This is a genomic window from Mucilaginibacter sp. (genome assembly GCF_039207105.1).
GTDB lineage: Bacteria > Bacteroidota > Bacteroidia > Sphingobacteriales > Sphingobacteriaceae > Mucilaginibacter.
Window position 1 is genome coordinate 15152 of the sequence record NZ_JBCECK010000049.1, and the last position, 21547, is coordinate 36698.

At 42.1% G+C, this 21547-nt stretch carries 19 protein-coding genes; 7 read left to right on the forward strand and 12 right to left on the reverse strand.

What is annotated here, in order from left to right:
* Positions 1-36: 36 nt before the first annotated feature.
* The gene (locus AAGC65_RS12095) at positions 37-630 is read right to left on the reverse strand and encodes a Crp/Fnr family transcriptional regulator (protein ID WP_343112709.1); all 594 of its coding nucleotides are present in this window, start codon (positions 628-630) and stop codon (positions 37-39) included.
* 147 nt (positions 631-777) lie between these two features.
* Between AAGC65_RS12095 and AAGC65_RS12100 the strand changes: the two genes are divergently transcribed.
* From AAGC65_RS12100 to AAGC65_RS12115, 4 genes are all read left to right on the forward strand, one after another.
* A complete protein-coding gene (locus AAGC65_RS12100) occupies positions 778-1524 on the forward strand; it encodes a hypothetical protein (RefSeq protein ID WP_343112710.1) in 747 nt (248 codons plus the stop codon).
* Between the two features lie 516 nt (positions 1525-2040).
* The gene (locus tag AAGC65_RS12105; protein WP_343112711.1) at positions 2041-3396 is read left to right on the forward strand and encodes a Gfo/Idh/MocA family oxidoreductase; all 1356 of its coding nucleotides are present in this window, start codon (positions 2041-2043) and stop codon (positions 3394-3396) included.
* A 417-nt stretch (positions 3397-3813) separates the two neighbouring features.
* Complete coding sequence (locus AAGC65_RS12110; protein WP_343112712.1) at positions 3814-4854, forward strand: PmoA family protein; 1041 nt, start codon at positions 3814-3816, stop codon at positions 4852-4854.
* A gap of 134 nt (positions 4855-4988) precedes the next feature.
* Complete coding sequence (locus AAGC65_RS12115) at positions 4989-6443, forward strand: serine hydrolase (RefSeq protein WP_343112713.1); 1455 nt, start codon at positions 4989-4991, stop codon at positions 6441-6443.
* Between the two features lie 85 nt (positions 6444-6528).
* Here the strand turns inward: AAGC65_RS12115 and AAGC65_RS12120 are convergent, their stop codons facing one another.
* The 6 genes from AAGC65_RS12120 to AAGC65_RS12145 form a co-directional block, all read right to left on the reverse strand.
* Entirely contained in the window at positions 6529-7167 is a 639-nt protein-coding gene (locus AAGC65_RS12120; protein WP_343112714.1) for a class I SAM-dependent methyltransferase, read from the reverse strand.
* A gap of 3 nt (positions 7168-7170) precedes the next feature.
* Entirely contained in the window at positions 7171-8058 is an 888-nt protein-coding gene (locus AAGC65_RS12125; RefSeq protein WP_343112715.1) for a hypothetical protein, read from the reverse strand.
* Between the two features lie 28 nt (positions 8059-8086).
* Positions 8087-9364 carry a metallophosphoesterase gene (locus AAGC65_RS12130; protein ID WP_343112716.1) on the reverse strand — a complete coding sequence of 426 codons (1278 nt, stop codon included), beginning with the start codon at positions 9362-9364 and terminating at the stop codon, positions 8087-8089.
* Between the two features lie 140 nt (positions 9365-9504).
* Positions 9505-11013, reverse strand: coding sequence for a sigma 54-interacting transcriptional regulator (locus tag AAGC65_RS12135; RefSeq protein ID WP_343112717.1), 1509 nt, complete (start codon positions 11011-11013; stop codon positions 9505-9507).
* A gap of 126 nt (positions 11014-11139) precedes the next feature.
* The gene (locus tag AAGC65_RS12140) at positions 11140-12237 is read right to left on the reverse strand and encodes a VWA domain-containing protein (protein WP_343112718.1); all 1098 of its coding nucleotides are present in this window, start codon (positions 12235-12237) and stop codon (positions 11140-11142) included.
* A gap of 316 nt (positions 12238-12553) precedes the next feature.
* On the reverse strand, positions 12554-13432 hold the full coding sequence (locus AAGC65_RS12145) for a carbohydrate kinase (RefSeq protein ID WP_343112719.1): 879 nt from the start codon (positions 13430-13432) through the stop codon (positions 12554-12556).
* Between the two features lie 137 nt (positions 13433-13569).
* Between AAGC65_RS12145 and AAGC65_RS12150 the strand changes: the two genes are divergently transcribed.
* Together AAGC65_RS12150 and AAGC65_RS12155 are read left to right on the forward strand one after the other, a co-directional pair.
* Positions 13570-13989, forward strand: coding sequence for a nuclear transport factor 2 family protein (locus AAGC65_RS12150; protein WP_343112720.1), 420 nt, complete (start codon positions 13570-13572; stop codon positions 13987-13989).
* 42 nt (positions 13990-14031) lie between these two features.
* The gene (locus tag AAGC65_RS12155; protein WP_343112721.1) at positions 14032-14541 is read left to right on the forward strand and encodes an adenylyltransferase/cytidyltransferase family protein; all 510 of its coding nucleotides are present in this window, start codon (positions 14032-14034) and stop codon (positions 14539-14541) included.
* Between the two features lie 87 nt (positions 14542-14628).
* Here AAGC65_RS12155 and AAGC65_RS12160 read toward each other — a convergent pair whose 3' ends face one another.
* The 5 genes from AAGC65_RS12160 to AAGC65_RS12180 all read right to left on the reverse strand — a co-directional run bounded on the left by AAGC65_RS12160 (position 14629) and on the right by AAGC65_RS12180 (position 19938).
* Positions 14629-15510 (reverse strand): cupin-like domain-containing protein, encoded by an 882-nt coding sequence (locus AAGC65_RS12160; RefSeq protein ID WP_343112722.1) that lies wholly within the window; start codon positions 15508-15510, stop codon positions 14629-14631.
* A 137-nt stretch (positions 15511-15647) separates the two neighbouring features.
* A complete protein-coding gene (locus AAGC65_RS12165) occupies positions 15648-16526 on the reverse strand; it encodes a cupin-like domain-containing protein (protein WP_343112723.1) in 879 nt (292 codons plus the stop codon).
* Between the two features lie 138 nt (positions 16527-16664).
* Positions 16665-17213, reverse strand: a complete 549-nt coding sequence (locus tag AAGC65_RS12170; protein ID WP_343112724.1) for a fasciclin domain-containing protein — start codon at positions 17211-17213, stop codon at positions 16665-16667.
* Between the two features lie 193 nt (positions 17214-17406).
* On the reverse strand, positions 17407-18528 hold the full coding sequence (hemW, locus tag AAGC65_RS12175) for a radical SAM family heme chaperone HemW (protein WP_343112725.1): 1122 nt from the start codon (positions 18526-18528) through the stop codon (positions 17407-17409).
* Between the two features lie 294 nt (positions 18529-18822).
* On the reverse strand, positions 18823-19938 hold the full coding sequence (locus AAGC65_RS12180; RefSeq protein WP_343112726.1) for a TlpA disulfide reductase family protein: 1116 nt from the start codon (positions 19936-19938) through the stop codon (positions 18823-18825).
* A gap of 505 nt (positions 19939-20443) precedes the next feature.
* On the opposite strand from AAGC65_RS12180, the gene AAGC65_RS12185 reads away from it, so the two are divergent.
* Positions 20444-21340 (forward strand): flavin reductase family protein, encoded by an 897-nt coding sequence (locus tag AAGC65_RS12185; protein WP_343112727.1) that lies wholly within the window; start codon positions 20444-20446, stop codon positions 21338-21340.
* Positions 21341-21547: the final 207 nt, after the last annotated feature.

Here is a 21547-nt window from a genome sequence, read left to right on the forward strand (position 1 = left end):
ACGATAAACCAGATTAGGAAATATGGTTGAAGTAGTTCAACTTTTTCGGCGTACTTTATTATTGCGGATCTTGGACAGAAATTCGGTGGTCATGCCCAGGTACGATGCCAACGCGTATTGCGGTACACGCTGCGCCACCAGCGGATATTTTTCTAAAAAATCAGTATAGCGTTCCTCTGCCGATTGGGTGAGGTTAGAGATGATGCGCCGCTGCTGAAAGGCGGCGGAGCGTTCGGCCATTATCCTGAAAAAGGTCTCGAATTGGTGGGCCGCGGCTTTTAGTTTTTGCTCCTGTTCATGAGTTATCTGCAAAACAACGCTATCATCAAGCGCCACTACAAACATGGTGGCGGGTTGCTGGTATATGAAACTGTTGTAATCAGATATCCACCAGTCCTCAATAGCGAATTGTATGGTATGTTCCTCCCCCTTTTCGTCAATAACATAGGCACGAAAAGCACCTTCAATAACATAATTGCGGTGTTTGGCCACAAAATCGGGCTGAATGATGTACTGTTTCTTTTTGATCTTTTTTATGCTGAAATAGGATAGCAGTTCAGCAAGCTCATCATCAGTCATATCAACTCTTTTCTTTACGTGCTCAATAAGTGGCTGAAACTCGCTCATCATAGTATTGGTATTATTTTAAGGGATATGCAATATAAATCAAATTTGATAAAGGTTAATTCATGGCAGCATTTTATGAATAATATCCCTCATTCAAAGCTTTAACATATTTTAACTTATTGATGAAGCGGGAATTTTTAAATTTAAAAAATGTTTCGTCTCGGATTTGTATTCCTATTCTTGTTTTTATCGTCCCTGGTTTATGCTCAGCAGCGCACCCAGGAGGGTGTTGTTTACGAAAATAAAACGCATGTTGCCTTAGCCGATATCAGCATTGAAAACCTGAATGGAAAATTTAAAGCCCGGACTGACAAACAGGGACATTTCCTGATCCCGGCCAAAGTCAGCGATATGCTGGTACTTACCGGGGCCGGATATAAACCCGATACCGTAGTGCTGATCAGCCTGAATGCACGCGAATTTTACCTGGAGCCGGTACGGCATATGCTGAATGAGGTGGTGATCAATGCCAAAGGGGAGAACTCGGTAAATCCGGAAGCGTTTAAACAACCTATAGACCCTAATTTTCATAACCAAACCATGACCTACCAACGTAATGTTGATGGCCCCAATGCCGATGGTTCAATAAAGGGTGGAGTGAGCCTCAGGATATGGTCGAACAAAAAGACCGAGAACGATGCCCGAAAAAGGGAGCAGCAAGACAGGAACGATAAAATAACCGCGCAAATTGAACAAGCCTTCAGCGACGAAAATGTCGGAAAATACGTTCCCCTAAAAGGTCAGGAGTTGCATAGTTTCGCCATGCGGTACTCGCCGGATATTAAAACTTTTACCGGCAAAGATTTTAACCTGGCGGCATACATCAGCAAATGTTACCAGGAGTTTGAAAAGCTTTCGCCCGAGGAGAGAGCGAAGACTTCGATTTTTGGGAATTAAATCTTCTGCCTGCTCACTTTGTCCTTTCGACGAAGGAGAAATCTTCTACACCAAAATGTGCACATTCTTAGGTATCTCATGAATTGCTTGTCAGGAAGCAATTTTGTATATTTGTATACCAAGCAACAGCCCGGATATCTTCAGCAGATATCCGGGCTGTTTGGTTAAGAGTCAGAAACAACCGGGAGCTTAAGAATTGTAAATAAGTCACTGATTTATAATGACATAGTTCTTTTTAAAGCGAAAAAAACACCCCAAAAGTGAGTGAAAAAGTGTTAAAATGCTTGTTTTACCTCATTTTTTGATCGATTTCCGCTGTTTTTTCACCGATTTTGATGCCAAAAAGTGTTAAAATAAAATTTTAAAAAGTTTTGAGCGAATAAATAACTCCGGATTACTTGCGAAACATTATTGTTACAAAGACACTTAAAAACAATATCGGTTTTCAGGTAAATTCTTCGATATTTGGTTTTAGCCGGTTGTAGTAACCGGCCATTAACCAATTATCTATTCTTCATGGAAAAATCACGCCGTACTTTTATCAGGCAGGCCGCGCTGGCGGGTGCCGGTGTAATGCTTGCTAAAAACAGCTGGAGCGCAAAAAGCTATAAACGCATCATTGGTGCTAATGACCGCGTTAGGGTTGGTGTTGTAGGCTTTTCTGACAGACACAGAAGCTCACATATACCCAGCTTTATGAACCACTACAAAGAGCTTAATTTTGAGGTGGTTGCCGTATCAGACATTTGGAGCAGGCGGCGTGAAGAAGGCGCGGCCATCTGGAAGGAAAAGATGCAGAACGATGTAAAGGCCTACCGCAACAATGAAGAACTATATGACAGCAAATCTGTCGACGCGGTATTTATCAGCACAGCCGATTTTCAACATGCCCGTCATGCTATTGAAGCGGTAAAGGCCGGTTGCGACGCCTATGTTGAAAAGCCATTTGCCGAAACGATGGAAGATAACCGCGCCGCCCTTAAAGCGGTAAAGGAATCAGGTAAAATTGTGCAAATAGGTTCGCAGCGCAGGAGTGGGGCCAATTACCATGCCGCTAATGATTTTATCCGCTCGGGCAAGTTTGGCGATATTACAATGGTAGAGCTTACATGGAACGTAAACCAACCCGGCCGCTGGCGCCGCCCCGAACTGCTTAATGTATTAAAAGAGCAGGATACTGATTGGAAACGCTTTATCATGAACCGCCCATATGAGGCCTTCAATCCGCGCATATATTTAGAGTACCGCTTGTTTTGGCCATATTCATCAGGTTTGCCCGGCCAGTGGATGAGCCACCAGATTGATACCGTACACTGGTTTACCGGCCTTAAACATCCGCGCAGCGTAGTAGCCAATGGTGGTATTTATAAGTGGAAAGATGGCCGCCGTAACTGGGATACCATTTTGGCCGCATTTGATTACGGTCCGTTGGATGATCCATCAAAAGGCTTTCAGGTAACGTTCGGCTCGCGTATGCACAATGGTGATGAACACCCTGCCGAGATCTATTATTCAAACGGCGGCGAGCTCAATCTGAATACTAACAAGGTTTCACCAGAGGGCGGCTTAACTGCTAAAATGGCCGGTGCTATGGGCATGCAGGCTAACCTGTTACCGGAAATAAGTTTAGAGAATACGGAGCAGGTGGTAGCATCTGCCAATACAGGTGGCGATAAACTGACCTCTAACCACGTACGTAACTGGATGGAATGTGTGCGCAGCCGCAAACAGCCAAATGCCCCGGTCGAAGCTGGTTATAGCCATTCTATCGCGAATATCATGACCAACGCAGCCGTACATACCGGCTACAAAGCCACATTTGACGAAGCCAGCCAGGAGGTAATGGCTAACGGAAAAGTGTTTAAATATTAATTCATAATTCCCCTCTTGAGAGGGGGAGCGAAAGATAGTGAAGGTGGCGGGGTGTGTTCATCATTAAAGAAAACACACCCCTGCCCTTCTCAAGAGGTGAGCTTTTTAAAAGGCATAATCTTTGATTTGCATGGCAGACAAGTGACTCACCCGGTCTACGCTTCGCTTGACCACCCTCTCTTCGCCTGCGGCGGAAAGAGGGGTTTTGAAAAAGATAAAGGACAAAAAGAAATACGATAAAAGGTTTTCTTACCCTCTTTCCAGCGAAGCTGAAGAGAGGGTCGACAAGCGTAGCGATGTCGGGGTGAGTCGATAAGCAGGCTGATTTGATGAAACTGCCTTTTGATGGGACATTACCCTCACAAATGGGAAGCTCTTTTCTCCTCAACTATTATTAACCTTATACATCATAACCCTATGGCCATATTTAAAACATTAGGCATTGCCTTAGTCATGACAACTTTAGCTTCGGTTGTATATGCTCAAAAAAACGAACCTGTTAAAATCGTAAAAGCATCAAAGGATAAGATAGATGTGCTGATAGGCGGTAAACCCTTTACCAGTTTTCTGTACCCGGATACGCTGGAAAAACCGGTGTTATACCCCCTGCGTGATGCCGCCGGTACAGTAGTTACCCGCAGTTTCCCATTGGCCAAACGTGCCGGCGACCCTACCGATCATCCGCATCATATTGGCTTATGGTTCAATTTTGAAAACCTGAACGGACTCGATTTCTGGAATAACTCCTACGCTATACCTGCCGCCAAAAAAAGCTCCTACGGCTGGATCCGCACCGATCGTATCCTGGAAACCAAAAGCGGCGAAACCGGTGTACTGGCCTACCACGCCAACTGGACTAACCAGCAAAAAGAGGTGATACTGGAAGAAACCACCCGCTTTGAATTCAGTGGTAATGGCAGCCAGCGCATCATAGATCGTTATACCACTCTGAAAGCCGATATCGATGCTGTTTTCAATGATGCCAAGGATGGTATGCTGGGCCTACGCCTTGCTCATGAATTGCAAATACCCGAAACTGCCGATCAAAAATTTACGGATGATAAAGGCATTGTAACTATAGTAAAAGGGGGTTCAGACCATGTAGCTAACGGAACATACCTCACCAGCGCGGGCAAAACCGGTAACGATGCCTGGAGTACCCGGGGCGTTTGGTGCAAGGTATACGGTAAAATGGGTGCTGATTCGGTGAGTATTTCTATTATCGATCATCCGCAAAACCCCAATTATCCTACATTTTGGCATGCGAGGGGTTACGGCCTATTTGCTGCTAACCCGCTGGGCGAAAAGATTTTTACCAATGGCAAATCGGCCAAGAATCTGACACTTAAAAAAGGCGAGTCGGTGACTTTCAAATATCGCATCGTGATAGAGAACGGTAAAGAAACCCTTAATGCGGCTCAGCTTAATGAACTGGCAACAGCATTTGGGAAAAAGTAATTTGGTATAGATCCATTATCGGAAGCGGCTTCCAGATAATGGTCTTAGTGATTTTATTCAATATTTTATTTTGATATAAATAAAAATACAGAATTATATTTTGTATAATTGTTTATATCAAAATGTATATCTAAATGAAAGCACTAAACCAATTCATTATTTTACCGGCACTGCTATTGGTGCAGTTGCCGGTATTTGCTCAAAGTGATGCCAAAAGCAAAATTCAACAGGTTGAAACTAATCTTGTAGGCACTGTACAGATAGCCGGCGAAAAACCGGCTACTATACAGGAACGAATGACTTTTTATAAAGTGCATGGCCTCAGCATAGCAGTTATCCAAAATTATCATATTGCCTGGGCTAAAGGCTATGGTCTGGCCGATGATAGTTTGAAAATTCCGGTTACTGTAAATACACTGTTCCAGTCGGGTTCGATCAGTAAATCGTTAAATGGGGTAGGAGTACTCAAATTGGTACAGGATAAAAAGATTGATCTGTATACGGATATTAACACCTACCTTACCAGCTGGAAATTTCCTTATGATAGCCTGAGTAATGGCAAAAAGATCACGATGGCTAATTTGCTGAGCCATACAGCCGGTTTAACGGTACATGGCTTTGGTGGTTACAATAAAACAAAACCATTGCCCACCATACCGCAGATACTTGATGGCGTAGCTCCGGCCAATTCCGCCCCAGTACGTTCTATGTACCAGCCTGGCTTAAGATCTGAATATTCTGGTGGCGGCGTTACCATATCGCAAATGATCGTGATGGACGTTACGCATGAACCCTATGCCAGCTATATGAAAAAAGCGGTGCTACAGCCGCTTGGCATGAGCAACAGTACATACGAACAACCGCCGGTGGGTATTAAATCTCAAATGCTGGCCACTGCGTATGATGCCAATGGTAAGCAAGCGCCGGGCAAATACCAGATACACCCTGAACAGGCAGCAGCCGGCTTATGGACAACCCCGACCGATTTGGCCAAGTATATCATCGAAACGCAACTGGCTTATGAGGGCAAATCGGCAAAGGTGCTGAACCAGGCTACAACCCGGCTCAGGCTTACGCCATATCTGGATAAAAGTGCCGCGCTGGGTGTGTTTATTGATGAGCTTGATGGCGTTAAATATTTTCAGCATGGTGGTGCAAACATAGGTTTCCGTAACCAATATTATGGCAGCCTTGAGGGCGGTAACGGCGTTGTAGTGATGGTTAATTCAGATCGTGATGATATTATCAAAGAAGTGATCAATAGTGTAGCCAAAGTTTATGGATTTAAGGGTTTATATCGGTCGACTGTTAAAGTAGTGGCTAATGTGCCTGCTTCGGTTATGCAAACTTATGTAGGCAAGTACGCCATAACACCAACAATTAGTATAAACGTAACTTATGAAGATGGTAAATTGAAAGGCCAGCCCACAGGTCAGCCTAAATTAACCCTTTATCCCGAAAGCCAGACTAAGTTTTTCCCGATGGAAGTTCCGGTACAGATAGAGTTTTTAATGGATGCCGCCGGTAAGGTTAACAAGGCGGTGTTAAATGAAAACGGGCATAAAACTGAAGCGACAAAGGTTGAATGAATAGCGCTACTGAATGAAAAAACTGAATCGGATGGTACTTATTATGAACTAATATCTGGCAAACTGAGATTTGTCAGGTATTGGTTTAGATCTTCTCTTTACTAACAAGGTTGCGATAAACCTTAGCCACAATAAACTCATTAAAAAAAGTTTTTTGGCCTATGGGTTTATAAGTGTTTTGAGTAAAGTAAGCTTCGATTTGAGGTAATTTACTGGCCTCGATACCACAAACTATTCTGAAAAAAATAAACATGCTTTTCAGTAAAAACTGTTGCCACCATTTGCCGGTTAACTGAAAATCGGCATTGAGCCATAAGCCACCTGGTTTTAGCAAAGCATGGATGTGGTTAAATACAGTTGCTAAAGTTTGCTCGGTAAAATTATCGAACAGAAATGGAGTTATCGCCACATCAAAATCATTCGCTAAGGATACATTTTCGATAGCATTATTGATATAAGCTACCTGATTGTTACCTATATTTCTTTTTTGGGATAGGGCTATCATATTTGCCGCTACTTCTACATAAGTAATGTGTAAACCTGATGCATGAAGTTTGCTGATCTCCTCCAATATCCAGCCGGTACCTCCGCCCACTATCAATATTTTAGTGCCGGGTTCTATAAATTGGATAAGATATTGCTGGGTATTTATTAATGCACGGCCATAAACAAGGCGCGAAAGGCGATCATAAAACCAGGCCGAGTTATTGAAGTTGGCTGCCATGCGCTATATATGGGTTGTTATAAACCTGGCTGCTATTAATACCACATATTGTAATATGAGTACACCATCCATATAAAAAAAGTAGTAATACTCGTTCTTTTTCCAGGCCGATTTAAATATAAGCCAGCCTGTTAAAATTATAGTAGCTGTTAAAGCCCAAAAGTCGGTATTAAAGCCATTATGCCTGAAAATGAATAGTAAAACTATATACCCGGCTAATAAAACCTGGCAAAACAGATAAGCGTTTTTTTCGCCCAGGGCAACCGGAATGGTTTTTAACCCGTGTTTACGATCTTCAAACAGATCGCGGATATCAAAAGGAATGGTTAGCGCGGCGATGAACAAAAAGCGTTTAGCTATCATGATGGTAGTATCGCGCATGCTGATATCATTACTGTAACGGTGCAATACCTCCAGTGCCGGGAATAGCACGCAGCTCATGGTCCATACCAGAGTGATCAGAAATGGTTTTAAACCCGGAATATTACGGAGCCCGAATTTATGATCGCCTACGGTAAATAAAGGCAGACTGTAACTAAAAGATAGCACGCTCAAAAAAATGAGCAGTATTTTTGATTCGGTTGTAATTAAAAAAAACAGCGGGATAAGTGATAGTAGCGATACAATGGTAAACGTTACCATGAGCCTGTAATGCGCAAAAAACCAACGCACACGTTTATAAGGCGATGTTTCGGGCCGTACTGGTCTGGTTATTAATATACAGAAATTGTAAATACCCAGGGTTGATGTAAATAGTAAACCTAAAACAGTGAATACAGGCTTGGCACCAATTAATTGAAAAGTGAGCAAAGCTTGCGCAACCGCGCACAGTGACATGAAAATATTACTGAACAGCAAAAAATCAAGCGCGGGTTGCAATAGTTTTTTCATCGATACTGAAGCCGCCGCATTTGATTGGTTATGATCGGTATCCGGAAGGATCCTGGCCGGCTTTTAATGTAAATATCGTAATCTCCGGCAATATTCCAACGCGGCCTCTTAAGCCTACAAAGCCATAGCCTACGTTAACATATAATTGTTGCTGACCTTCATTATACATACCGGCCCATTCTTTGTAAATATATTCAATAGGGCTCCATTGAAAATGTTCTGTGCGTACGCCAAACTGCATGCCGTGTGTGTGCCCTGAGAACATGGCATCTATTTGCGGATATTTAGGCAGCACTTCGGCACGCCAATGCGAAGGATCGTGTGATAACAATAATTTTACCGGCAGATCATCCGTGTTTTTGGTGGCCAGGTCCATGCGGCCATATTTAGGAAACATGCTTAGCTCGCCCCAGTTTTCAATACCCAGTATGCCAATTTCTTCGCCGTCTACTTTTAAACGCCGATGTTCATTAAGCAGCAGATCCCAGCCCATGTTTTTGTGAGTAGCAATCAGGTCTTCATGGTTTTTCTTTTTAAGTTCAGGTGAGGGCCAGATGCCGTAATCGCCATAATCATGGTTGCCCAACGAACTATAAACCCCCAGTGGAGCTTTTACTTTTGAAAAAATATCCTGATAGTTTTTCATCTCTATGGCTTGGCCATTAACCAGGTCGCCGGTGAAAAATATCAGGTCTGTTTTCTCTTTAAGCAGCATTTCAACGCCGCCCAATACCGCTTTTTTATTAAAAAAACTGCCGGAGTGTATATCAGATATCTGCCCAAGCCTGATACCGTCAAATGCTTTAGGCAAATTGGGCAGGTACATGGTTTGGTATTTTACATGATAGTCATATAAAGCTTTGGGCATGCTTAGCTTGATGCCAGCTAAAGGTATGGAGCTGGCCAGCAAGCCCGCCTTCATCAAAAACTCCGAACGCGGGATATCATGTTCATGCGGAGGGATGATGATATTTTCAGTTTTTCGCTGAAGCCTGTTGCGTCTTAATACCAGCAGCCTTCTCAGATCATCTATCAACAGGAAGGGTAAAAATGATAGCTTAACTAACAGCACAAGGAAAAAAGCCATTAAAAATCCTGCACGCGTACCTATACCTAAGTTGATATAAATTACTAATAGCAGACCAGCAATTAATGAAACGGATATAAACCAGTAAAAAAAAGTAAAGTCGCCCGAATGGGGCAACTTCCATTTTTTAAACGCGCCGCGTATACCATGCAACACATACAAATCAATAAGTAATAGTATGGCAATTATCAGGATAATGTTAAGCGCCTGTTCTGTCATTTTATGTTAATTAGTATCGATTAGGTCAATTAGTATCAAGTAGTTAGTATCAAGTATCAAGATAGCCTCTATTTTTACAAAACAGATTGAAAGTCGTGATACTTGATACTAACTACTTGATACCAAAACCCGGTACTAAATTAATAACGATCGTCGTCTAAATCCAAATCGTCATCATCATCAGGCTGCAGATTAAACAGGCTGTTGAACATATCGGAGAACGCGAAACCATTATCTAAAAATCCTTTATTGAGTTGAGAAAACTCAGAAAGGCCATGCAACACAAATTCCATAAGTAATAGCTGCTGATTTTCGGTAAGACGGGGGTGGTTCTTTTTAACCAGATCTTTTAAACCTGCAACCTCATTAAGGGCTTTTTTGTAATCCTGCAAAGGCATATCATCAACCAGAGCAAGGTTATTGCCTTCGCCAAACCAGTTAATAATGCTGGCGTACGGATTAACTCCTTTTGATTTTTTAGCTTTTTCGGGATCAGGGAAAAACTCCAGCAGTGAGCTTTTAATGGCTTTACCAATTAGTATGTTAGCAACCTTGCCGGGTCCTTCCAGCTCGCCTTCATATACCAGTTCAATTTTACCGGTAATAGCAGGGATTACGCCCAAAAAGTCGGTTACGCGTACAAAAGTGTTGCTTTCGTTATTGATGATCATACGGCGCTCGGCATTGCTGATGAGGTTTTCATAGGCCGAGATGGTTAAACGTGCAGATACACCTGATTTTTTATCAATATACTCGGAGTTACGGGCCTCAAAGGCAATTTGCTCAACCAGGTTTTTTACCAGGTCATCAGCCTCAATGTTTTTGCGCTGCTCTTCGGTAAGGGAGGCTTCTTGTTGGGTTATCTTTCTTGAAATTTCAACCGTACGCGGGTAGTGAGTTAATATCTGGCTTTCAATACGGTCTTTCAGTGGCGTAACTATTGAGCCGCGGTTGGTATAATCTTCAGGGTTGGCTGTAAATACAAACTGTATATCAAGTGGCAGGCGAAGTTTAAAGCCACGTATCTGGATATCGCGTTCCTGTAAAATGTTAAACAATGATACCTGGATACGGGCTTGCAAATCGGGCAGCTCATTGATCACAAATATGCCGCGGTGTGCACGGGGGATCAAGCCGAAGTGTATAACGCGCTCGTCTGAATAAGTTAATTTTAATGTGGCAGCCTTGATCGGGTCAACATCGCCAATCAGGTCGGCAACGGTAACATCCGGGGTAGCCAGTTTTTCGGTGTAGCGTTCAGAGCGGTGTATCCAGCCTATTGGGGTATCATCGCCCATGTTGGTAACCGTGGTATGGCCGTACCAGGAAATAGGGTTGTAAGGGTCATCAAACAGATCTGATCCTTCAATATAAGGAACATATTCATCAAGTAAATTAACCAGCAAGCGGGCTATGCGGGTTTTGGCCTGGCCGCGCAAGCCAAGCAGCAAAATATTATGGCGCGACAGTATGGCGGTTTGCAGATCGGGGATAACCGTATCTTCAAAACCAACAATGCCTTCAAAACCGCCTTCGCGTTTTTTTAGCTGTGCAATTAAATTGGCGCGTAATTCGTCTTTAACCGATCGGCTTTTGTAATCAGTTTTTTTAAGCTGGCCGAGGGTTTTTATATCCAATAGTTTGTTCATTCTTCTTTGTGTGGTCCGAAAGTCCGGGAAGACCGGAGAGTCCGGAAGTGTTGTTTTTGTTTGGTAGTTTGCGAGCAGAAAATTTGTCTTTCGGACTTTCCGGACTTCCGGTCTTTCCGACTTAAATTATCTTACCGTTTTTCTTCTGTTACGTATGTAATCCTCAAAAATATATTCGCCCAGTCCGGTCAATGAGCTGTAAAAAGCCTTACCGCCGTTGGTTTCCGTAAATTTACGAACAAACTGCTGCAAATAGGGATCTTTCGCAATCATAAAAGTTGTAATAGGTATTTTTAGGCGCTTGCATTGGGCAGCCATGTTCAGGGTTTTGTTCACTACTTTCCTGTCCAGCCCGATGCTGTTTTTATAATACCGGGTGCCTTCCTTTAAGCAGGTAGGTTTGCCATCGGTGATCATGAATATCTGCTTATTGTGCGTTTTACGGCGGCGAAGCAGATCGGTGGCTAATTCCAAACCGGCATAAGTGTTGGTATGGTAAGGGCCAACCTGTAGGTAAGGCAAATCCTGCAGGGTTATAGGCCAGGCATCGTTACCAAAAACTACAATATCAAGGGTATCTTTAGGGTATTTGGTGCGGATGAGCTCAGCAAGGGCCATAGCCACCTTTTTGGCCGGGGTTATCCTGTCTTCACCATACAAAATCATGGAGTGCGATATATCTATCATCAGCACGGTTGAAGTAAGGGTCTTATAGTCCATTTCCTCCACCTCCAGGTCGCGCTCAGTCATCATAAAATCGCCAATGCCGTGATTAACCTGGGCGTTATGGATAGACTGGGTCATATCGATCTGATCCAAACTATCGCCAAATTCAAACTCCCGGCGTTCGGCATTTTTTTCATCACCCTGACCCGATTGCGGTGTGCGATGATTGCCTTTGCCTGATTTTTTTAATTTACCGAATATTTCTTCCAATGCCGACTGGCGGATGCTTTGCTCCGTTTTAGCGGTGATGTTAAAACCTCCGCTTTGTTTATCTTCATCCAGATAGCCTTTTTGTTTAAGCTCGTCAATAAAATCGCCCATGCCATAATCGTCATTGGTGAGGTTGTATTGTTTGTCAAGCTCATTTAGCCAGGCTAAAGCTTCGCCTGCATCGCCCGAGGTATAATTAAGCAATTCCAGGAATAATTTTAATAATTCTTCAAATCCGCCTTTGGGGATCTGGTTGGGTTTAAACTTGGAAAATCCAAAACCGCGCATATCGTGTCCTTTCTATATATAAAGAAACGGATAATTATTTTTAAAAGTTTGGTATACGAGGTATTAAAAGAAATTGTTAGGTAAGTATGACAAATGGGGAATGTGCGGATTTTAGATGTGCGGATGAGAAGGCTACTTACCCCGACATCGCTGTGCTTGTCGACCCTCTCTTCGCCTGCGACGTAAAGAGGGTGTTGGGAGAAGTTTGTCATTGCGAGCGTAGCGCGGCAATCGCATGCTTTACAGGGTGAATGGCATAGTTCGCGATTGCTTCGTCGTTCCTCCTCGCAATGACATGTTATGGTTTGAGATTGTTTTACAAATACGCCAAACTATTCAGCAATTCCGGCGGATAAACCGGGTTGGCGCCGCGTTGGCTGGCTACAAACGCACCTACCGAGCATGATTTATCAACAATTGTTTGCATAGGGTGCTTGGCCAGTAAGCCGGCTACAAAGGTAGCCAGGAAGGCATCCCCCGCGCCTACGGAGTCGCCTACTTTTACAGGGCAGCCCGGGCTTTCATAAAATTCATGATCATGCCATACTATGGCACCATGTTCACCACGGGTTACACAAATGGTTTGGTTATGGTATTTGGAACGGAATTCGTTGATCTGATCCCTTAACGAATCGCTGCTACCGCCGATAAGCAGGTTGGCTTCTTCCTCGTTCATTTTTACTACGTTGGCACTGGCTACCAGGGTTTCAATGGTTGATAGTGTATAGTGCGGAGGCCTCAGATTTACATCAAAAATTTTGAGCGCCTGGGTTTCATCCAATAAATTGAGCAGGGTTTCGCGCGTGGTAGTATTGCGGCAAGCGAGGCTCCCGAACACAATGGCCGATGCCTGTTGGGCTGCCTGTGTTAGTATAGTGTGGCTTTGTATATTATCCCATGAAACGGGTTCAGGAATTACATAGGTAGCCTGGTTGTTTTCATCAAGCTGTACGGTAACTTCACAGGTGGGCAATTCGTCATCGCGTTGAATAAGTGGGGAGTATAAACCGCTTTTTTGTAAAAAGTTAACCAACTCATCGCCGCTGTTATCCATACCAACAGAGCTTGCAAAGGTAACCTTAACGCCCTGTTGCACCAGGTGTCTTGCCACATTCATTGGGGCACCACCGGCCTTTTTTCCATCGCCAAAGGCATCCCATAAAACTTCGCCGAAGCTTAATACCTGATCTCTCATAAAATTAAATGTAAAGTTTTGGTGTAGTATATTTTCAAATATAGCAGGATTTTTAACATTTTGTAGCGGTTGCATATCTATACAAAATGATAACTACGAGTAAATAACTAACACTTCGATTACTTTATCTTTAATTTATGAAAAAACTCATCATATGTTGTTTGCTGATGCTTGGTTCGGGCTTTTTATACGCGCAGGACAGGCAGGCTATTTTAAACGTAATGCATAAACAAGAGCTGGACTGGAACCGTGGCGATATTGACAGTTTTATGCAAACTTACTGGAAATCAGATTCGTTGCTTTTTATTGGCAAAACCGCGCCGCTTTATGGCTGGCAGGCTACCCTTGAGCGTTATAAAAAAGCTTATCCAAATAAGGCCGCTATGGGGCAGCTTAAGTTTACCATTTTGCAGGTAAAAGTTTTTGATGCTACCAATGCCTTTGTAATGGGTGCCTGGAAGCTAAAACGTGCCAAAGATGCGCCTGGCGGATATTATACTTTATGGTTTAAAAAAATAAAAGGAGAATGGAAGATAGTATGTGATCATACTTCATAGATTTGCAGTATTGAATTTGACATTTTAAACTGGAGTTTACAGATGAAAACAGGTTTGATCATAGGCAAATTTATGCCCCTGCATAAGGGACATATGGCTCTCATTGAATTTGCCGTTGGGCAATGCGATGAACTGATTGTTTTAGTAAGCGCCAGCGACGACGAGCCCATTACGGGAGCTCAAAGACTGGAATGGCTGGAGGATTTGTATAAAGAGAACAGTAAGGTTAAGCCTATGATGCTCAATTATGACGATCTGATACTATCAGATGCTGAAGTTACGGTATCATCTGAAGGTTTATCCAAACTTTGGGCCAATTACCTTAAAGAGCAGTTGCCACCTATTGATGTGATATTTGCTTCGGAAGCTTATGGCGCTTACATGAGCCGTTTTTTGAATTGCGAAGCCGTGATATATGATGAGCCCTGTAAAATTGTGCCTATGTCTGCAACACAGATCAGGAATGATCCTTTTACTTATTTTAATTACCTACCAGATATAGTGCAGGCTTACTATTCCCAAAAGGATGATAAAGGTGCGAATACTCTATAAGCGCTGTAAATAAAAATAGCGATGAGCACTACTCGTCGCTATTCATATTATTTAAAACGTATAACGTAATACTTACAACGTAAAGCCTTACAGCGGTTTCCCTGCGGCAAGTTCACGGTTGGCCCATTTCACGGCCAGTTCTTCGCGAAATTTGGCATATTTTTCTTTGAAGGCCATTTTCAGCACGCTATCTACACCACCTTTGATGGCCAGGTTATACAGGCTGGCGGCCTTACGGCTAATGGATGCGTCCCAGGCACGCAGGCTCAGGGAGTATGAGCCGTCAAGGTATTTCATCCAGTGCCAGTAGCCGGTTGGCATAAACAGGGTATCACCATGTTCTAAAAATGCCTCTATACCTTCAACACCATCCAAAGCCGGGAATTTTTTAATGTCGGGATTTAGCACATCATAATCTTCCAGGGCGTAAGTGGCGTTGGGTATGCAGTATAAACGGCGTTTCCATTTATTTTCAAACAATATTACATGTTTGCGCCCGCCAAAATGGGTATGAAAAATATGGGGCAGGTCAATATCGTAATGTAAAAAGGTAACCGAGTTAGATCCACCGAAAAACATGGCCGGCATGCTTTCTAAAAAGCCACCCATGAGGTCTTTAGGTAATTTAACATCATCCAGTAGTTGCGGAGCCTGTTTAAATATGTTAAAGAAGAATATCCTCAGTTCAGTAGGCTTACTGCGGATCAAATCTATATACTCGTCAAAAGGCATTTCGGTTGCCGATGAGTTGATGGGTTTAGAAGGATCGGCTTTGGAATTATCGTAAAGAGGAACTACTTTATTACCCACTACCTGTTTCAAATATTCAGGAGTCCATTTTTCGCGGGCTGGCCAGCTTTTGGTAAGCCCTTTTATAATCAGGGGGCGGCGTGGGTCTAAATAATTCTTCTTAAAGTCTTCAGAAGAAATATTTTCAACGGTATCAATCGGGCGGAGGATAAAACTCATGTTATGTTTACTTTCCGGGCTGTTTTATTTTAAATTAAATTAACGATAATACCGAAAAGCAAACAAAATAACGAAATAAAACCCCAAAAGGTATAGATTTTATGTTAAAAAAATATGACATGAACCATATTAGTTACTTACGGTCTTCCTGCCGTTAAAGCATTTTCGGCCCGCTTAATGGCCAGCTTTTCTTTCCAGTCCATATAGTCCTTTTTAAAGCGCGATTTCATTAGGTTATCAAACTTGCGCTGTATGGTTAAGTTATACAAGCTTTTGGCCTTTATGGCCCATGATTTATCCCAGGCCCGCAATGATATTGAGAAAGAACCATCCAGATATTTCATCCAGTGCCAGTAGCCTGTTGGCATAAACAGTGTATCGCCATGCTCTAAGGTAGCCACCTGGCCTTCAACGCCGTTTAACGCCGGGAATTTTTCAAAATCAGGGTTTTCAATATCATAATCTTCCAACGCGTAAGTCGCAAATGGAATGCAATACAGTCTGTCGGTCCATTTGTAATCAAACAGCATCACTTTTTTGCGGCCATTAAAGTGAGTATGAAAAATATGGGCCAGGTCAATATCGTAATGCAAAAACGTAACAGAACCCGCGCCTCCAAAAAACATGTTAGGGTATTTATCCAGGAAGCCACCCATTAAATCAGATGGTGAACGATAATCGTTCAGTAGTTTAGGCGCGTGCTTTATCGGGTCAAACAAAAAGATACGTAGATCAGTAGGTTGTGTTTGTATAAGGTCGATATAGTCGGCAAACTTCATTTCCTGTGCTGACGCGTTAATAGCCTTGGATGGATCGGCTTTAGCGCTATCATACAACGGAACTATTTGGTCGCCAACGGTTTCTTTCAAATAATCGAAAGTCCATTTTTGCAAAGCAGGCCAGCTTTCAGTTGCTTTACGTATAATAAGCGGTTTACGAGGATTTAAATAATTGTTAACAAAGTCCTGTTTGCTTATATTATCAACGGTATCTATGGATGTTAAAATTATACTCATATTCACAATTAATTAACATGCAAAATTAATTAATTGGAAAAAACACCCAATTGTTTAGGGCGATTTTGAAATTTATCTGACAATAAAAAAGCCCGGGTGCTTTGCACCAAGGCTTTTTATTAATAATCCTGAATAACGTTAATTAGGCATTAATACGGTGTTTACTACGTGTATAACGCCATTGCTTTGGTTAACATCGGCAATAGTGATCCATGATTTGCCACCTTTTTCGTCAACCAGGTACAGTTTTTTACCTTGCTCCATAACGGTTAAAGTACCGCCGCTTACGGTGTTCAGTTCGGCTTTGCCTTTACCATCTTTTACTTTGGCCATTAAATCAGCAGCGCTTAATTTTCCGGCTACTACGTGGTAAGTTAAAATTTTTGTTAAAGCGACTTTGTTAGCTGGTTTTACCAGGTTATCAACAGTACCGGCAGGTAATTTATTAAAGGCCTCGTTAGTTGGAGCAAATACGGTGAAAGGGCCCGCCGATGATAAGGTTGGTACCAAACCAGCGGCTTTAACAGCAGCAACCAGGGTGGTATGATCTTTAGAGTTTATGGCATTTTCAACTATATTTTTGGTTGGGTACATAGCTGCGCCACCTACCATTTTAGTTTGCGCGTTTACTTTGGACGCTATAGCAAAAGTAGCTACTGCGAGTGCCGCGATGATTAGTTTTTTCATGATGTGATTAGTTTACGAAATGTTTTTAATGACACCCAAAGGTGCTTGTTTGTTTTGTTTTACAATGTAACAAAGCTATCACGGGCCCTTGAAGCTTTGTTTACATTTTGTTTAGGCAGCTACTTGTATGAAGATACGGGGAGTACGCACGATTGGTTTTTATAGCGTCTGATATTTCTTACAACCTGCTGCTTTAAAAGAATAGGCCGGCCGCAATATTGTCTGCATAAAGCTTGCCTTCAGGGCTTAGGTAAAGCTTGTTGTCTTTTTGAATTATCCAGCCGTTATCAAAATACCGGTTGGCAGCAATAAGTAACTCATTTGCAGATGCCTTGGCTATATCATTGAGTTTACCCAGATCAAGCCCCCACATGGTGCGTATGGATGTCATGATGTATTCGTTAAGCCGGTTTTCTTCGGTAAGCGTTTCGGTTTCGGCAGGTAGTTTGCCGGTCTCAATACCTTGTATATATTTGGCATTATTGGCTATGTTCCACTGCCGGGTCTCACCGTTATAGGAGTGTGCCGATGGCCCTATGCCCAGGTATTTTACCCCTTGCCAGTAGTTGGAGTTATGCCTGGAGTAATGCCCGGGTTTGCAAAAATTTGATATCTCATAATGTTCAAAACCATGATCGGTCATGGCATCCATCAGCACCAAAAACTGGGCGGCACTTTGCTGCTCGTTCATTGGAGGCTGTGTTTTTTTGTTGATGAACGATGCCAATGCCGTTTGAGGTTCCACAGTCATGGAATAGGATGATACGTGCGGGATAGCCAGCTCAAATAGCTTATCCAGGTTTTGTTTCCACTTGGTATCGGTTAATAACGGGTAGCCATAAATAAGGTCGGCAGTAATGTTTTCAAAGCCTGCATCCTGGGCGCGCTTTACCGATGCTTCGGCATGCCTGCTGCGGTGTGCGCGGTTCATCCAAAGCAGATCTTCGTCAAAAAATGATTGTATGCCAATGCTAAAGCGGTTTACATTGGTTTGGCGCAGGGCTTTTATTTTGGCATCATCCAGATCATCCGGATTAGCTTCTAAAGTTATTTCGGCGGTTGATGATACGGTGTGCAGTTCCGTAATGGTATTAATGAGCTTACTGATCTCGTCAGCTTGCAGTAACGATGGGGTACCGCCGCCAAAGTAAATGGTTTCAACGGTTTCGTTATTCAGGTAGTTTTTTTGCAGCCTGATCTCTTTAACCAAAGCCTGCAGCAAATCATCTTTATATTTTAATGAAGTACTGAAATGAAAATCGCAATAGTAACACGCCTGTTTGCAAAAGGGTATATGTATGTAGATGCCTGCCATGCTTGTTAAGAGTATATAGTCCCGTAAAGAATGGGATAAGTTAATGATGTTAATGTTTTGAATATCAATGTTTAAAATATTTTAATGGCTTTCTTGATCTTTTGTTTTTTATTCTATTTTATGTTACTTATGTTACTCGGGTGTTACTATTCAGGTTTAACGAGTAACAAGCCTTAGGCTGCTGATTAACAACTCATTAAATGATATTCCGGTGAAAGCCAGCCATAATCGTGTTCAAGAATGCTTTTTTTACCAGACTAAAACGTTTGAACGATCTTCAATCCTGACAAGTAGTTAATTCATTAATGTTTTTAGAAAACTTTGTATATGATCAATCCCTGGATCGCCATCGTCAGAATTGTATATAATCTTTCCTTGTTTGTTCACTATTAGGCAGGTTGGGATTGAATAAACACCAAATGATTTTTGAATTTTGCTTTCACTGGCTTTTAACCGTTCTGAAACATTGATCCATTTGAGCCTGTTTGTTGTTACGTGTTCTCTCCACCGGGTCACGTTGTCATCAATGTTAAAATAAATAACCTTCAAGCCTAACGAGTTATAGTCCTGGTAAAGTTTCTTCAATTTGGGTAATTGGAGCTGGCAAGGTCCACACCAGGTGGCTGAAAACACTATTAAATAATTTTGACCTAATAGCGAACGGTTGCTGAAAGGCTTATTATTGATATCATTCACCTTAAAAAACGGAACATCGTTGCCAGCTGTTGCTGCATGCTTGGTACTGATTAACTCGGATTTTTCCTTATAAAGTTCTTTACCTAATGCTGAATATCTTATGCTTTCGTCGAAGCCTGCTAATGTGTTCAGAATGTATTTTGCCTGATCAACACGGTCGTTCAAACGGCCCATCCTATAAAGATAAAGCAATGCAGCATAGTCAGCGGGAAATGCGGCCAGTCGTTGCATTTGTGCCGCGGTAATTTGATCCATTAACGCCAATGGTACCCTTATATAGCCGTTGACCCTTGCCGGTGTGGGGCTACGATCAACTTGATCTGTAAATATTTTGTTCAAATCGTCATATATCGTATTGCCGCGACTGTTAGAATTGATATTTAACCCTCTGGAGTGCTCGTTTATTGGCAACTCCAATTGTACTATATTTTTACCGGAATCCAGGACAAAGTAAGTCTCGACATAGTGCTCATCTAAGATATTAAATGCCGCAAAGTTACTGGATTGAATAAGCTGACCGGTTAGAATACCGTGGCCGTCTTTTAAAACAACCGAGTCAGCCTTAATTGGAACGTGATCATGATTATTGAATATATTCAGGAAAACCTTTTTCTCAGACAGTGATTTACTATAAATCTCGAGTCTAAATTGATACTGGCCAAAGGCCGGTATTGCAAAGAGTCCCAAAACAATACTGAATACTAATTTGTTCATAATGGTAATTGTCAAATTTAACTGTCCACCCATATAGAGAGGTAGACAGTGAAACAAAATGTTAATTTAAGCAATAAGAGTCCGGCACACTTTCACTTGCAGATCCATTCCCATAGATTACGCATCTGCATTGGCCAGTAGCCATAGTACTATAGCCCCCCGCCACCCGGGTAATACACGCTGCACAATCGGTCATTTGAACAACGGCTGCCGCTTCCCCTGAAAACTAATTGTTTTTTGGATGATTTCATTATTTTCTATTGTTGCTTATTTGTTGTTTTTGGATTGCAAATATTTGTAAATCAATTAAATATTAAATGCCTGCCATGCTTGTTAAGAGTATGCCTTTGCAAAGGTCAACAATGTTTACAAAATTTCTGTAATTTTATCTCCCATCACGGGATATTGGTATTTGCTAATGAATTGTTGTCAATCATTTAGCAAGCGGAAAACATACCCTTTGTATACCTTTTCCTATACCGAGCTCACGTTAATAAAAATTTGAATGGGGTTAAAAACTATTGATGCGTCATCCTTAACACCGGCGGAAATGCAAGGTTTTTTACATTATGCCATCTCACCTCGACCCATATGCTTTGCATCCACTATTGATAAAAATGGCGTGGTTAATTTAAGTCCGTTCAGTTTTTTTAATGTGTTTAGTATCAATCCACCGATATGCGTTTTTTCACCGACAAGCAGGGCACGGGATAACACCACTAAGCATACGCTTGAAAACGTTTTGGAAGTGCCTGAATGTGTGATCAATATTGTAAACTATGATATGGTTCAACAGGCCTATTTAACCAGTACAGATTATCCCAGAGGAGTAAATGAGTTTTCTAAGGCGGGGTTTACTGAATTGGCTTCGGAGACGGTAAAGCCCCCAAGAGTAGCGGAATCGACCGTTCAATTGGAATGTGTAGTGAATGAGGTGATATCGTTAGGGCAAAACGGAGGAGCAGGTAATTTGGTTATTGCAGAGGTGAAACGGATGCATATCAATGAAGATATTTTAGATGCTGATGGCAAAATAGACCCTCATAAAATAGATCTGGTGGCTCGTTTAGGCGGTGATTGGTATTGCAGGGTAACCGGCGATAATTTATTTAAAATTGCCAAACCAATAGATTCTGCCGGAATAGGTATCGGCATAGATGCTTTTCCTAAAGATGTTAAAAACTCCAACGTATTAACCGGAAATAATTTGGGCTTATTGGGACTTGTTAAAACTCTGCCATCTGATGAGGAGGTAGAAGCCTTCAGTAAAACCGATGAGATGAAAGAACTGCTTGATGCTACCATTGACAGTCACAGCCGTATCACACGCCTGCATTTAAAAGCCAAACATTTGTTAGATAACGGCCATGTAATGGATGCCTGGAAAGTGTTGTTGATGTAGTTTGTATTCTGGATGAATAGATATCGAACTTAGATTTTCAAACTAAAAACCTATTGCAAAACAATAAGTAAGGTTAAATAAATGAATTATAAACTTTTTTTCCTGATAGGTGCAGCTGGACTTTTCTCTTTTGTAGCAAAGGCACAACAAGCCGGTAAAACTATCCAAATTGATATTCGCAAACAGCTAAATGCACGTCCGGTAACC